This window comes from Chthoniobacterales bacterium (assembly GCA_036569045.1).
In the GTDB taxonomy this organism is placed as follows: domain Bacteria; phylum Verrucomicrobiota; class Verrucomicrobiia; order Chthoniobacterales; family JAATET01; genus JAATET01.
The window spans coordinates 1-14,568 of record DATCRI010000065.1 but is presented as its reverse complement, the minus strand read 5'-3'; the positions used below and the strand labels follow the sequence as shown (position 1 = coordinate 14,568).

The following is a 14,568-nucleotide window of genomic DNA, read 5'->3' as shown; positions in this document are numbered from 1 at the left end:
ACTCTGGAAGATTCCCATGACGCGCCCCGGCATCTTCATCACCTTCGAGGGCTCCGAAGGCTGCGGCAAAACCACGCAGATCGAACGCCTCACCCGCGCCCTCCAGGCGGCCGGGCGACAGGTCGTGGTCACTCGGGAACCCGGCGGCACCCCCGTCGGCGAACAGATCCGCCATGTTCTTCAGCATTCCCGCGAGAGTGAGGGCATGACCTCCGAGGCCGAGTTGCTCCTCTTCGCCGCCAGCCGCGCTCAGCTCGTCCGCGAACTCATCGCGCCCGCCCTCGCTGCCGGCACGGACGTCATTTCCGACCGCTTCCTCGATTCGACCACCGTTTACCAGGGCGTCGCCCGTCGCCTCGCCGACGAAGACGTGACCCGCATCAATGCCTTTGCCGTCGGCTCCTGCCGGCCCGACCTCACGTTCGTCCTCGATCTCGAGGCCTCCGAGGCCCGCGGTCGCGTCTTCAATCGCCCCGGCGCCATCGCGCCCGACCGCATCGAACGCGAGCCCCTCGCCTTCTACGAGCGCGTGCGCGCCGGCTATCTCGACCTTGCCCGCCGCGAACCGGCCCGCTTCCGCGTGCTCGACGCCGCCCGGTCCCGCGACGCCCTCGCCGCGCAGATTTTCCAAACCGTCCAGGAGGTCATCGATGGCGTTTCCGCCGCAGCACGCGCTTGAGCGTCTGCTCGAGGCGCAGTCCTCCGGTCGACTCGCCCACGCCTACCTGCTCTGCGGCCCTCGCGGCAGCGGCAAGCGCGCCGTGATCGAGCAGATCGCCGCGCGCATCCTCGAGACCGACGACGCGCTCCGGCATCCCGACTTCCACCAGGCCGAGCCGGAGTCGAAATCCCGCCGCATCCTCATCGAGCAGATCCGCCACCTCGAGCAGGCGCTGCGGACAAAGCCCTCCGCCGGACTCCGCAAGGTCGCCATCATTCACGAGGCCGATCGCCTGCAGCCCCAGGCCGCGAACGCCTTCCTCAAGACGCTCGAGGAACCGCCCGCCGGCTCGCATCTCTTTCTCACCTCGTCGTCGCCAGACGCCCTGCTCGAGACCATCCTCTCTCGCTGCATCGTCGTGCAGATCCAGGCTGGAGCCCCGCAACCGCCCACCGAGGCCGGCGAGGAATTGCTCGCCGCTCTCGAGCGCCTTGTCGAAAGACCCGCATCCCCCACCCGCGCCGCGTTCTCCCTTGCCCGCACCTTTCTCGACGTGCTCGGACGCGAGCGCGAGCGCATCCGCGAGGAATCCGCCGCCGCCCTCAAGGCCGAACAGACGCACTACAAGCAGGCCACCGACGGCGCCTGGCTCGAGGAGCGCGAGGAACAGTTGAAGGCCCTCGCCGAGGCCGCCGCCATCCGCACCCGCGCGGAACTCATGCAAACGCTCGCCGGCTGGTTCGCCGATCTCCTTCGCGTGCAGCACGGCGGCGCCGCCGCGTTCGATCGCCCCATCCTTCGCGCCCAGGCCGCATCCACCGATCCGAAGTCCACCCTGCGCCGCCTCCAGGCGCTCGACGACACCATTTCCGCGCTCGATCGCAACGTCCAGGAAGCCCTTGCGATCGAGGCCGGTTTCCTCAACCTTTTCACCATCCCCGCATGAAGCGCATCGTTGTAAAACTCGGCACCGGCGTCCTCGCCAAGCCCGGTGGTCGCTCCCTCGACGTCGATCAATTCCGCCGCCTTACCGCCGAGTTCGCCGAACTCGTTGCCGAAGGCCATTCCGTCATTGTCGTCAGCAGCGCCGCCATCACCGCCGGCGTCGGGGCTCTCGGCCTGCCCGAGCGCCCCACCGACCTCCCCGGCAAGCAGGCCTGCGCCGCGATCGGCCAGCCGCTGCTCATTCGGGAGTTCGCCCGCCATCTCGGCCGGAGCGACCTTCAGCCCGCCCAGATGCTTGTCACCCACGACGACATCGACAGCCGCAAGCGCCGCACGAACGTCCGCAACACCCTCGAGCGCATCCTCGCTGCGAAGAGCGTCGTCCCGATCTTCAACGAAAACGACACCGTCGCCGTCGAAGAACTCAACTTTGGCGACAACGACCGTCTTTCCGCCGAAGTCGCCCTGCTCGTCGAAGCCGACCAGCTCATCATCTGCACCAGCGCCGACGGCGTGCTCGACGCCGAGCGCCGCCGCGTGCCCGTCATCAAGGACATCGACGCCGCCTTCGCCCTCGTTCTGCCGGAAAAAGGCGCGAACTCCGTCGGCGGCATGGCCGCCAAGCTCACGGCCGTGAAGATCGCCGTGACCGGTGGCGTGAACACCACGATCATCGATGGACGCCTCCCTGGCGGCGTCACCGGCGCCGCCCGCGGCGAAGACGTCGGCACCCGTTTTCCCGCTCCCCCCAGACGTTCCCGCAAACCCGTCCCCGTCCCATGACCGACGCGACCCCGCGCGCATTTTCCCAGGCCCCGATCTTCTCACCAGCGCGGATCTGGGCTCTGGCCTGGAACACCCTCACCGAGCTCACGCGGCTCAAGATCTTCTACTTCCTTCTCATCTTCGCGCTCCTCGTCATCGGGAATTCGTTCTTCATGGCGCGCCTCACGCCCGAGGAGGAGTTCCAGATGCTCAAGGACATCTCGCTCGGCGCGATGTCGATCTTCACCTCGCTCCTCGCGATCCTCGCGACCGCCATGCTCCTGCCGAAGGATCTCGAGGACCGCACGACCTTCACGATCCTCGCAAAGCCCGTTCCGCGCTGGGAATACCTCGCCGGCAAGCTCCTCGGCATCTTCCTCCTGCTCGCCCTGTCGATCACGATGATGACCGCGCTGTTTCTCACCGTCCTCTGGCTTCGCGAGCAGGGCGCCCTGGCCGACGCCCGCGCCCAACTCACCGGCGAGGACCTCACCCGCGCCGTCGCCTCGATCCAGGCCGTCACCTTCAATGCGAATCTCGTTCCCGGCATCCTCATCATCTTCGTGAAAGCCGCGCTCCTGGCCGCGCTCACGCTCATGATCAGCGCTTTCGCGACCTCGGCGATCTTCACGATGATGATCACGATCGCGATCTACTTCATCAGCCACCTCCAGGCCACCGCCCGCGAGTATTGGCTCGAAGGCGTTGACATTCGCTGGTGGACGAAGCCGATTCTCGCCCTCGTCGCCCTCATTTTCCCCGATCTCCAGGCCTTCAGCCTCACCGACGACATCGTCGCGGGAAACCCCATCACCGCCGCCCTCTTCACCCAGACCGCCACGCTCGGCCTCCTCTACATCGGCGTGTATTACCTGCTCGCCTGCTTCTTCTTCTCGAACCGCGAGCTATGAAACGGGCGGCCATCGGCATCGCGGTCCTGCTGTTCTTCGGCGCAGCCCGCCTGCCCTTCGAGATTCACCTCTCGCGACTCCAGCAGGCCGCCGGCTTCCGCACCACGAATCTCAACCTCAGCCTCCGCGAGCAGGTCGGGCAGATGGGGTTCGTCGCCGCCCTCAGCGGCTTCCGCTCGCTCGTCGCCGCCGTGCTCTGGATCGAGGCCCACAGCGCCTGGCAGAAAGTCGAATGGGGCCGCATGGCCGGCCTGTTCCAGACCGTCACCACCCTGCAGCCGAAATCGATCCTTTATTGGGATATCTCCGCCTGGCACATGGCATGGAACGCCTCCATCGCCGCCCTCGAGGATAAATCCCAGCCCAGCAAGGTCCTCCGCGAACGCGCCGAGCGGCAATACTGGGACCGCGGCAAAAAATTCTACGAAGACGGCCTGCGCTCGAACCCCGACAGCGCCGACCTTTGGGAGAAGCTCGCCATCCTCGAGCGCGACAAATACGAAGACCACGCCGCCGCCGCAGAGGCCTTCGCCACCGCCGCCAGCAAACCCGGCGCCCGGGCCTATGTCCGACGCATGGGGGCCTACGAGCTCGCCCAGATTCCTGGTGAGGAACGCAAGGCCTACGACGAACTGCGTGCCATCTACGACGAAGGTCCAGCCCAGCGCGTTCCCCGCGTGATCTCCGATCTCAAGAAGCTCGAAGAGAAGCTTGGTATCCCTGCCGATCAGCGCATAAAAGATACGGCAGCCCGGCAACCTGCTCCGTAATACCATTCGATGCGATTCGCGATCTTCGGCGACATTCACGCCAATCTCCAGGCCCTCGAGGCCGTCCTCTCCGACGCCCGCACCCAGCTCTGCACGCACTACGTCTGCATGGGCGATATCGTCGGCTACAACGCCAATCCCCGTGAATGCCTCGCCATCGTCCGCGAGCTGGAATGCCCGACAGTGAAGGGCAACCACGACGAGCAGGCGTCGATGATCACCGAGCAGGAAGGCTTCAATGCCCTCGCCGAAGAGGCCATCCAATGGACCCGCGCCCAGCTCAACGACGACGAACGCAGCTGGCTGCGCGAGCTGCGCCTCCAGCGCCAGGTGCGGGACTTCACGATCGTCCACGCCACCCTCGATACGCCGCACAAGTGGGGCTACGTCTTCAACCAGCTCGATGCCGCCACCAGCTTTAGCTACCAGCACACGACACTCTGCTTCATCGGCCACACCCACTCGCCGAAGGCTTACGTCCGCGACGGCAGCGTGCGCTCCCTTCCCCTCGACATTCTTCCGCTCCAGACCGGCAAAAAATATCTCATCAATGTCGGCAGCGTCGGCCAGCCGCGCGACGGGGATCCTCGCGCCTCTTACTGCATCTACGACACCGTCAGCAACGAGGTCGAACTCCGCCGCGTGGAATACGACATCGCCGGCACCCAGGCCGCCATTCGCGCCGCCGGCCTGCCCGAAAAACTCGCCGAGCGCCTGAACGTCGGCCGCTAGCCGCCCAGCCATGGAGCCGTCCCCGGCGAGCATCCTGCTCATCAAGCCCGGTTCCCTCGGCGACGTCGTTCACGCCCTGCCCGTCGCCGCCGCCCTGCATCGCGCGTGGCCGGCAGCCACGCTCACGTGGGTGATCGATCCTCGCTGGGCGTCCGTCCTCGCTGACAATCCCGCCGTCGCCGCGCTCCTCCCGTTCGACCGGCAGAACTACCGCGGCCCCGCCGGCCTGCTTCGCGCCGGCCGCTGGCTCCTGGGTCTGCGCAATCGCCGGCCCGACCTCGCCATCGATCTCCAGGGCCTCCTCCGCAGCGCGCTCATCGCCCGGGCCACGCGACCGGGCCGCATCGTTGGTCTTTCCGACGCCCGCGAGGGCGCGACCGCTTTTTACGAAGCCGCCGCTCCCGTCCACGCCCGCCAGCACGCCGTCGACCGCTACCTCGCCGTCCTCCCGTTGCTCGGCCTCGACATTCCCGCCGCTCCCGGGTTTCCCCTCGGCCCGGGCGAGCCGATCGACGCCCCGGACCATTTTCTCCTGCTCCACCCCTACGCCCGCGGCGCCGGCAAATCCCTCACCGGGGAGCAAATCGTCGCCCTTGCCGAGCGCCTCGCGCCCGCCACCGTCGTGCTCGCCGGCGTGGGGACCGCCCCCGCGAATCTCCCGGCCAACGTCGTCGATTTCACGAATCGCACCACGCTTCCTCAGCTCATCCATCTGCTGCGGCGGACCCGCGCGGTCGTAAGCGTGGATAGCGGCCCCATGCACCTCGCCGCCGCCGTGGGCGCCCGCCTTCTCTCGATTCACACATGGAGCGATCCCCAAAAGGTCGGCCCGTATTCCGAAAATGCCTGGATCTGGCAGGGCGGCGAACTCCGCCCTCAGAACCTCTCCGCCTCCGCGCTCCCCGAGCGCCCGCTCGCGGCTCGCGACCTTGACGCCATCGCCGCCTGGGCGACCTAAGCGCCGCGTTTCTTCCAACTTTCGTGCGCCCATGCGGCAACGAACATCACCGCAAGGATCACCCCGGTGCCCAGCCAGCGGCCGCCCGCGGATTCATCGAATGTCCCGGGAAACGCGTAAATCACATAGGCCGCCACGATATGCGCGCAGAAGACCGGCAGCGTATGCTTGCCAAGGAAGGCGAGCGGACGAATTTCCAGCAAGCGCGGCAGCCAACGCGCCGCGGCAAGGAGCAGATAAAACGCTGCCGCCACGTTCAGCACGCGCAGCGGCCCGAGGAAATTCTTGCTCGAGATCGCTTCGAGGATCGGGATCGGCACCGGCGGCGGAACATAGGCATGCCGCACGATGAAACACCCCGCGCAGACGAGGCCAGCCGTGACCAGCAGCCCCGGCCGGATCACAAACAGTCCGGTGCGGCCGGTCGCCCAGAAATTTCCGCACACGCTTCCCACGACCAGCGGGAGCTGCCAGGCCGTCCACGGGAAGGCGTGTGTGGCGAAGGCATCCGCCGGCACCGGAGGCACCCACGCATACCCGACGAACCAGATCGCCACGCTCGCCGCGAAGACCACGAACTGCCAACCCCGGGCGTAGAGAGCAAGCAGCCCCGGCAGAAGCAGCATGAAGCCGGCGTAAAGCGGCAGGATATCGAAGAGCGGCGGTTGCAGCGCGAGCAGCAGCGCCGCACCGGCCGCCTGCCAGGGATGCTCGAGCAGCAGCGCGGGCGCGTGGCCCGGCGCGGTGCCCGTAAGCCGGGCAAACGTGAGAATTCCCGCAAAGACCACGAAGAACGTCACCAGGTGCGCACCGTAAATCACCGCGGCGCGTTTCCACGAGGCAACGCGCGCCTCAGGAGCGCCATCGCGGTCGCGACGGCGGGTGTAAACGCGCCCCGCAAGCAATCCCGACAAAAAGAAAAAGCCCTCGGCCGAGCTGAAGAAGCCGAGCGAATGGTCCGTCCACGGATGCAGCTCGCTCGGAATATGGTTCACCGCCATCACGGCGAGGAAGAGCCCTCGAAGCGTGTCGATGCGCGTGTCGCGAGCGCCGCGCGGCGATTTATCCATTCCCCTCGTAAACGCGCGCCACTTCGTCCGCGATCAAGGAAATGCCTTCCTCCACGACGGCGTCCTCCATCGCGAAGCTCACGCGAATGCACTCGCGCGCGTGGCGTTCCGCCTCGGCCGAGCCAATCGCAAAATGGTGACCCGGCACCACGAGCACGCCGCGATGTTTCAACCGTTCGTAAAGGGCCTGCGCGGAGATCGGCAGGCCGCGAAACCACAGCCAGAGAAACAGCGCGCCCTCGCTCGCGTGGACGTGGTAATCGAGCGCGTCGTCGAAATACTGCGCAATCCACCGGCGGGCATTCGCGGCCTTGCGCTCGTAATACGGCCGCACGTGCGCGGCGACGAGATCGCGAATGCCGCCCGACTCGAGCAACGGCGTGACCAGCGCCTGGCCGACGGTGCCATTCGCCAGCCCGGCGATCGTGTTCATCGACGTGATCGCGCGGATGATGTCCGGATGCGCCACGACGATTCCCGTGCGCGTGCCCGGCAGGCCGAGCTTCGAGAGGCTGAGCGTGAGAATGATGTTTTCGTTCCAGACGGGCCGGATCCTGGTGAACACGATGCCGGGAAATGGCTCGCCGTAGGCATTGTCGAGGATGAGCGGCACGTCGGCGTCCCGCGCGAGCGCATCGAGATGCGCGACCTCGGCATCGGTGAGGACGTTGCCCGAGGGATTCGTCGGCCGCGACGCGCAGATTGCCCCGATGTCCGGCGTCATCTCGAGATGGCGAAAATCGACGCGGTATTTGAAGGCGTGCCCACCGAGGTGCTCGATCTCGGGCATCGCCCCGCGGAAAAAATCCGGACCGAGGCCCTGGTTTGCGTAACCGATGTATTCCGGCACAACCGGCAGCAGCACCCGCTTGCGCCGACCGCCGCCAAACTCTCCCGCGAGCAGGTTGAACAGGTAGAAGAATGCCGACTGCCCGCCGCACGTGATGCCGATGTGCTCCGCGCCGACGTTCCAGCCGTATTCACGCTGGAGAAAGCCGGCGAGCGCGAGGGCAAAGCGATGATTGCCCTTCGGCGGATCGTAGACCGCGAGCATGCGATCGAACCGCGCGCCCTCGGCCAGCAGCTCGGCCATCCGCGTCCGCCAGATCTCGCAGACGTCGGGGATCAGCGCCGGATTTCCACCACCGAGCATCCGAATCCCCGCGCCGCCCTCGGCCAGGGCGTGGCCCAGATCGTCCATGAGGGTTTCGATGCCGCTGCCGCCGGTGAGGCGCTCCGCGAAGAGGGATTTTTCAAAAGGCATGGAAGAGGAGAGCGAAACGACGATGACAACCTTCCGCCATCAAAGCACATGCCCCCGACGAGAGCCAGAGGCGGATGTTCCGCGAAATCCGAATGGACAACTCGATCCTCCCCGGCTCTGTTTTCCGTCATGTCCCCCCGGAAGACTCTGGTCGCCGCGATCCTCGCCCTCACCTCTTGCAATCTCGGCGCGGAGAATCTCCCCAGCGGCGGCGAGGTCGGCCCCGGCGTTCCTCCGTTCTCGGTGCGTCCCGGCTATCGCGTGACTCTGGCCGCAGAAAAGCTCGGCGAGGCTCGCGCGATGGAATTCGACGACAAGGGAACGCTCTATCTCTCGCAACCGGCTGCCGGCGCGATCCAGGCCCTGCGCGACACGGATGGCGACGGCGTTTACGAGACCGTCACTCCCTTCGTGACGAACCTGCCCAAGGTGCACGCGATGTCCTTCCACGACGGCTGGCTGTGGTTCGCGCAAACGGGCGCCATCCTCAAGGCTCGCGACACGAATGGCGACGGCAAGGCAGACGAAGTCGTCACGGTGCTCGCCAATCTTCCCAGCGGCGGCGGCCATTGGTGGCGCTCGCTGCTTGTCACCGACGACGGCTTTTACACATCGATCGGCGATTCCGGCAACACGAACGACGAATCCGCGACCGACCGCCAGAAGATCTGGCACTACGATTTGAAAGGCGGCAGCAAGGCGCTCTTCGCCTCCGGCATTCGCAACACCGAGAAACTCCGCCTGCGCCCGGGCACGAACGAGGTGTGGGGAGTGGATCACGGCTCCGACAATTTCGGCGGCCCGCTGGGCGAGAAAGTCGGAAAGGGCCAGAAGTTTCAACCCGTCACCGATTTCAACCCGCCCTGCGAGTTCAATCATTACGTTCTGGGCGGCTTTTACGGGCATCCGTTCATCGTCGGCAACCGGGTTCCCCGGATCGAATTCCAGAAACGTCCGGACATCCTCGAACTCGCCGCAAAGACCATCCCGCCGGCCTGGTCCTTCGGCGCGCACTGGGCGCCCAATGGCTTCACGTTTCTCACGAAGGACACCTTTCCCGCTCAACGAGGAGACGCATTCGTCGCCCTTCACGGCTCGTGGAACAGCAGCGTGAAGGTGGGCTACCGCGTGGAGCGCGTGATGTTCGACCCCTTCACCGGCGATCCCTGCGGCGCGCAGTGCATCGTCAGCACGCTTGCCCCGGACGGCACCAATGTCCTCGATCGCCCCGTGGATTGCGTCGAAGCGCCCGACGGCTCCGTGCTTTTCAGCAGTGACTCCGGCAAGCGGATCTATCGGATCACCTGGACGGGCGCTCCGGCCAATCCCGGGACTCCCGTGCCGGCCTCGACGCCGCGGCGCGCCGCCGCCACATTGTCCGCCCCGACATCGAAGGCTCCGGAACTCCCCGAACTCGCCGCGATCAGCTATTTCAACGCCAACTGCGCCCGCTGCCACGGCCCCTTCGGATCATTCTACGGCAAGCGGTCCTACCATCCCTATCCCGTCCTCGCGGCCGACATCAAACAGATGGCCGAAGGCCCAAGCGATGCCCCGCTCTCCGAAAAGGCTCTCGCCGCTCAGGTCGCCTACCACCAGAGCCTCTACGACCTGAAGCCATTCATCGCCTGGGTCGGTCAGGACGGGCAGCTCATTTCCGGCGAAGTCACCCCCGGCTCGAAGGTCACGATCGTGAGCGGCGGCAAACCGATCGACGCCCGCGTCGAGGACTACCGCTGGAGCGCCACGCTGCCCGACGGCGTGAAGCCCGGGCAGGTGGAGATTCGCGCGCAAAACGCCACCGGCGAGACCGTCCTCGCGTTGAAGGACAGCCCGTTCTCGCATTTCCAACCCGGCCAGCCTCTCCCGCTGGGCAAATAGCTCCGGAATCGAGCCCCTCATCGGGAGAAAATTTCTCCCCCTGTTCATTCGAAAAATCGCCGTTAAAATGACTGCGATGTCGTTCTCGTCCCAATTCGAAGCCAGCCTGGAATCGCCCTTCGCCGCGCGTTTCCGCCGCCAGCTCGACCCCGTCAGCGATGCGCAGCTCGACCGGCTCGCCGCCGAGTCCGCCGCGACCACGCGCAAGTTTTTCGGGCGCACGATGCGCCTCTTCGCGCCGCTCTATCTCTCGAACGAGTGCATTAACTCCTGCAGCTACTGCGGCTTCTCGCGCGAGAACGCCATCCTGCGCGTGACGCTCGAGATCGACGAGATGCTCACCGAGGCGCGCCACCTCGCGGCCGAGGGCTTTCGCAACATCCTGCTGGTCGCCGGCGAGCATCCGAAGTTCGTCTCGAACGGCTACCTCGAGCGCTGCATTCGCGCCCTCGCCCCGATCGTCCCGGGCATCTCGCTCGAGGTCGCCCCGATGGAAACTGCCGATTATCTCCCGCTTGTCGCCGCGGGCGCCGAGGGGCTCGTCGTTTATCAGGAAAGCTACCATCGCGCGACCTACGCGGAGATGCATGTCCACGGGCCAAAGAAGAATTTCGACTGGCGACTCGACTGCCCCGAGCGCGCTTACGACGCGGGCTTCCGCCGTCTCGGCGTCGGCGCCTTGTTCGGGCTCTGGGACTGGCGCGATGAAGCCGTCGCCCTCGCCACGCACATCGACTACCTGATGAAGCGCTGCTGGAAGGCCCAGATCACCGTCAGCCTGCCGCGCCTGAAACCCGCCGCGGGAGATTTCGAGCCCCGCCAGCCGCTGCCCGACCGCGAGTTTCTCCAGCTCATCTGCGCGCTGCGACTCACGTTCCCGCACATCGGCATCGTGATGAGCACCCGCGAGCCCGCCCCGCTGCGCGACGCCGCCGCGCGAATCGGCATCACCATGATGAGCGCCGGCAGCCACACGGAACCTGGCGGCTACACCGGCCAGGGCACGGAAAGCCTGCACCTCACGGTCAAGGGCCGGCAGGTCGCCTGCGACGGCCCCGCCACCGCTGCCACGGAGCAATTCTCCATCTCCGACGATCGCTCTCCCGCCGAAGTCGCCCATCGCCTTGCTCGCCTGGGGCTCGATCCCGTCTGGAAGGACTGGGACCCCGCGATTACCGGCCAGCCGGGTTGATCGGCAACCGGTCAGGCCACACCGGCGCCGAACGCTCCCCAGTCCGCCAGGCCCATTCCCCACACGGCCAGCGCGATCACCAGCCGCTGGAAATGCACGATCGGGTCGCGCAGGCACGAGCCCACATCCACGGCGTGCACGCGGTAGCCCAGCTCCGTCAGCATCTCCGCCGTGCGTTGAGCGCCCGCGTGATACCAGCGACCGGGGCTCGGCTTCCTGCTCGCGCTCAGCTTGACCGGCCCCCGCCGGTGCCGGCTCGCCAGTTCCAGGAACAGCCGTTTGAACAGGGCATAACGCGGGCGATTGGGAATCACATTGTCCCACCATCCCTCCGGACTCGTGTCCCGATTGGCGGCGTTGAACTTCTCCTCGTCGCCGACCATCCAGAAACACTGCGCACCCGGCTTCAGCTTCGGCCGGAGATTCCTCGCGTAGGCAGTGATGCCCTCGAACGACACATGGCATAGGCAGCCGAAGGAAAACATGTAGTCGAAATGGTTGTCCGGCAGCATGGAGGCGGAAAAATCCTCCACCTGATGGTAACGGAGATTCGCCGGATCGCCGAGATACTCGCGGATGCCGTTGTGTTCGGCCGACAGCGCGTCGAGCGCCCACACCTCCTTCGCGTCGAGCATCGTGCGCGTCCACGCCCCGCGGCCGGGACCGATCTCCAACGCCACGGTCTCCGGCGTGATGTAGGGCCGGATGCACGCCAGATACGTCGCGTAAAGCGCGCTTACAAATCCCGTGCCGCGATAGGTCGATCCGGCGCGATGCGGATCGAGCGGGTCGCCTTCGTAATACCCTCCCGGCCACAGGGATTGGAACGAGGCAATTTCCGCTTGGGGCATGGAGGAGGCTCGAGGCATCGCCAACGTTCGCCCACCCCTTCGGCCTCGCAACTCATTTGCGCCACTACCACTGCCAGCGGAAGCCTCCGTTGACACTCCACGGCTGCGTGTATTTCTCGGTCGCCGCGAATTGATACTCCCCGTAGATCTGGGCCCGCGCGCTCACTTGCATCATCACGCCCGCCCCGGCCTCGACTCCGGCCCCGTCGAGGTTCGGTCGCTCGGAATACCCCTGGGCGTCGAGTTTTCCCCCGTCGCTGAGGGTTTCGACGAAGGACGTTTTCACATAGGGTTGCACGACTCCCCAGGCGGTCATAAACCGGCGCCCCGCCGACAAACCGGCCCGCATTTGAAAGACCTCGGTCGCGCCCAATCCCACCGACACATCGTCGCTCGTGTCATAGTTTGCCGCGGAGAGATGCGTGTAGGCTGCCTGCACCTGCGGCTCGAGGAACCACCCTCTTCCAAGCTCGAATTGCCTGCCACCTTCGAGGGAAAAACCAAAGCCCCAGTTCCCGTAATGCCCTCTCGAATGCTCGCCGAAGCTCGAAACCGCGTCGAAGCGGTTATCGAAATAGTTGAGCTTGCCCACGCCATCGAGATACCAGCCGGAATCGGTCACCCATGTCGCATACACGCCGCCGTGGATGCTCTCCGTCAATCCCGTGCCGCCCGCGTCGAAAAACCGGCTGGCCCCGCCCCAGCCGCCGTAGAGACCCGTCACCAGCCAGGAGCCGTCGAGACGGAAGCCTCGATCGAAGCCCAGATCGACTCCGTAAACATACTGGGAGAAGCCCTCGCCGGTGAGGCCAGTGTCCGCATTCATCCGTCGACCAAAACCCCGCACCCACACGTCGCCGGTTCGCTTCGCCTCGGCTTCGACAGGCGCCTTGGCCTTCCCTTCGGCAGCCCCTTTCGCAGAGACCTCCGCCGACATCTCCCGCGGGATTGCCAGATCCAGACGCAGCTCTCCCATTCGCTGATTCAGCGTGTCCAGCTCGCTCAGCCAGGTCAGCGCCTGAGCTCCGGCGGTATTCACGATTGCCCGGCCACTTGCGCTCAACTCTGGCGCGGTCGCCTCGCCGGAACCTGCGCCCTTCGCCAGGCTGGCCAGATACCAGTCGGCCGGGCTTTCCGTGGACGTCCCGCCATTCCCCTGCACCAGCCGATACGTAAACATGCCGGACTCGATCTTTTCCCCCGCCAGCTTGAACCGCGCCCCGCCATCCACGGTGTCGACCACCCGAAGAGCGCTACCGGCCGCAGCCGCCGAACCGCGATTCGTCACCGCCAGGGTGTGCGTCCCCGAGCTCTTACCCTCCACGACCAGCTCATCTCCGCGACCGCGGCCGAGGTCGACATTCATTCCGAAATGTCCCTGCCCGGAAAGCGAATCCTTCACCACGACACGTGAAAACCCGCCTCCCGTCGGCCGTGCAAACTGCACCGACCCGCCCGGCGCCACCGCGAGAGAGCGGAGCACCGACGCCCCCGTCATCGTCCATGCACTCGTCCCGTCGATCTGGAGCGAGGCCTCCTGGACGCGCCCGGTCAGCACCGATCGATCTGCCAGGCTCACGGCGGTCGCGCTCTTGGTGTCCGAGACCACATCTCCGGAAAGGTTCACGGCTCTCGCCACGAATCGGACGGCACTTTTCGTGTCCGTGGATCGCACGTCGAGCAGGTCGCTTCCCGCTCCGGGGGAAATTCGAGCCCCGTTCTCGACGATGATAGTGGCCGCCGCGTTCACCACGCGAAAGGCATCGTCACCGGCCGAGAGACTTCCCCCAGAGATGCGCAGACTCGCTGGTCGACTGGCCGGCGTGTCGAAAATCGTCGCCCCGACTCCCGTCGCCGCGCGAATATCGGCATTCGTCGCGGACAGGGTAGCATCGCGCACTTTCAACCCATAGCCATCCGTCCGGATCGACCCTCCGCGCAGCGCGATCACGCTTCCCGTGTCGGCGAAGGCGCCGCCGCTCGTCGCACCCGGCGTAAAGATACGCGAATCGTTCCAGTGAACGACCGTTCCCTCGTCTCTCGCGACAAGACCGATGGGGCCTGGGCCGCCGGGATTGCGGACCGAAATGACGGCTCCCGTGATGTTCACCTGCGGTCCGTTCACCGCAAGAATGCCGTATTGGTCATTTGTGCCGGAGATCGTCAGACCGCCATTACTGGAAAAACTTCCTTCACCCGAGATCGTGACGGCCGGAAGCGGATTACCCGCTCCAATCACCAATCCCACCCACGCCGCAACTCTCGCAACTCTTCGCATGCCCGATGCATTAGAAGCCCACTTTCTCACTGGCAAGCAGGATAAAATTCCTGCACTCCGTTTCCATTTGCCCTCGATCTTCCGCCCCTCACCTCCTCATGAGCCGCCTCTCGACGACGGCAAGCCCGGATAAGCCAGTCGACGCGCATTTGGGTCTTCATCCGTTCGAAATCCTCGGCCATTCTGCGACACGATGGACGGAAAACTCGATCTGCAAACGAACAAGAAGGCCTTCCAGATCAACATGGACGGCCGGATCTACGGCACCTTCGCGGAGATCGGCGCCGGCC

Annotated in this window: 13 protein-coding genes; 9 read left to right on the top strand and 4 right to left on the bottom strand. The window is 65.8% G+C overall.

Annotated elements, in window-relative coordinates; genetic code table 11:
* Nucleotides 1-16: 16 nt before the first annotated feature.
* From tmk to VIM61_12335, 7 genes are read left to right on the top strand one after another with little or no spacing between them, the layout of a single operon-like run.
* Nucleotides 17-679, top strand: a complete 663-nt coding sequence (tmk, locus tag VIM61_12365) for a dTMP kinase (protein ID HEY8901197.1) — start codon at nucleotides 17-19, stop codon at nucleotides 677-679.
* On the top strand, nucleotides 651-1,607 hold the full coding sequence (locus tag VIM61_12360) for an AAA family ATPase (GenBank protein ID HEY8901196.1): 957 nt from the start codon (nucleotides 651-653) through the stop codon (nucleotides 1,605-1,607). The genes tmk and VIM61_12360 overlap by 29 nt, the downstream gene beginning before the upstream one ends.
* Nucleotides 1,604-2,389, top strand: a complete 786-nt coding sequence (gene proB, locus VIM61_12355) for a glutamate 5-kinase (GenBank protein ID HEY8901195.1) — start codon at nucleotides 1,604-1,606, stop codon at nucleotides 2,387-2,389. Before VIM61_12360 ends, proB begins: the two co-directional genes overlap by 4 nt.
* Nucleotides 2,386-3,282, top strand: a complete 897-nt coding sequence (locus VIM61_12350; protein ID HEY8901194.1) for an ABC transporter permease subunit — start codon at nucleotides 2,386-2,388, stop codon at nucleotides 3,280-3,282. The genes proB and VIM61_12350 overlap by 4 nt, the downstream gene beginning before the upstream one ends.
* A complete protein-coding gene (locus VIM61_12345; protein ID HEY8901193.1) occupies nucleotides 3,279-4,052 on the top strand; it encodes a hypothetical protein in 774 nt (257 codons plus the stop codon). The genes VIM61_12350 and VIM61_12345 overlap by 4 nt, the downstream gene beginning before the upstream one ends.
* Nucleotides 4,053-4,061: 9 nt before the next feature.
* Entirely contained in the window at nucleotides 4,062-4,784 is a 723-nt protein-coding gene (locus tag VIM61_12340; protein HEY8901192.1) for a metallophosphoesterase family protein, read from the top strand.
* 10 nt (nucleotides 4,785-4,794) lie between these two features.
* On the top strand, nucleotides 4,795-5,742 hold the full coding sequence (locus VIM61_12335) for a glycosyltransferase family 9 protein (protein ID HEY8901191.1): 948 nt from the start codon (nucleotides 4,795-4,797) through the stop codon (nucleotides 5,740-5,742).
* Here VIM61_12335 and opgC read toward each other — a convergent pair.
* A complete protein-coding gene (gene opgC, locus VIM61_12330) occupies nucleotides 5,739-6,812 on the bottom strand; it encodes an OpgC domain-containing protein (GenBank protein ID HEY8901190.1) in 1,074 nt (357 codons plus the stop codon). The genes VIM61_12335 and opgC overlap by 4 nt on opposite strands.
* On the bottom strand, nucleotides 6,805-8,076 hold the full coding sequence (locus tag VIM61_12325) for a valine--pyruvate transaminase (GenBank protein HEY8901189.1): 1,272 nt from the start codon (nucleotides 8,074-8,076) through the stop codon (nucleotides 6,805-6,807). Before VIM61_12325 ends, opgC begins: the two co-directional genes overlap by 8 nt.
* A 129-nt stretch (nucleotides 8,077-8,205) precedes the next feature.
* Here VIM61_12325 and VIM61_12320 point away from each other — a divergent pair, with 129 nt between their 5' ends.
* Nucleotides 8,206-9,957 carry a hypothetical protein gene (locus tag VIM61_12320; GenBank protein ID HEY8901188.1) on the top strand — a complete coding sequence of 584 codons (1,752 nt, stop codon included), beginning with the start codon at nucleotides 8,206-8,208 and terminating at the stop codon, nucleotides 9,955-9,957.
* 67 nt (nucleotides 9,958-10,024) lie between these two features.
* Complete coding sequence (gene thiH, locus VIM61_12315; GenBank protein HEY8901187.1) at nucleotides 10,025-11,149, top strand: 2-iminoacetate synthase ThiH; 1,125 nt, start codon at nucleotides 10,025-10,027, stop codon at nucleotides 11,147-11,149.
* Nucleotides 11,150-11,160: 11 nt separating this feature from the next.
* Here the strand turns inward: thiH and VIM61_12310 are convergent, their stop codons facing one another.
* Together VIM61_12310 and VIM61_12305 are read right to left on the bottom strand one after the other, a co-directional pair.
* On the bottom strand, nucleotides 11,161-12,000 hold the full coding sequence (locus VIM61_12310) for a class I SAM-dependent methyltransferase (protein ID HEY8901186.1): 840 nt from the start codon (nucleotides 11,998-12,000) through the stop codon (nucleotides 11,161-11,163).
* Between the two features lie 64 nt (nucleotides 12,001-12,064).
* Entirely contained in the window at nucleotides 12,065-14,248 is a 2,184-nt protein-coding gene (locus VIM61_12305) for an autotransporter outer membrane beta-barrel domain-containing protein (GenBank protein HEY8901185.1), read from the bottom strand.
* Nucleotides 14,249-14,568: the final 320 nt, after the last annotated feature.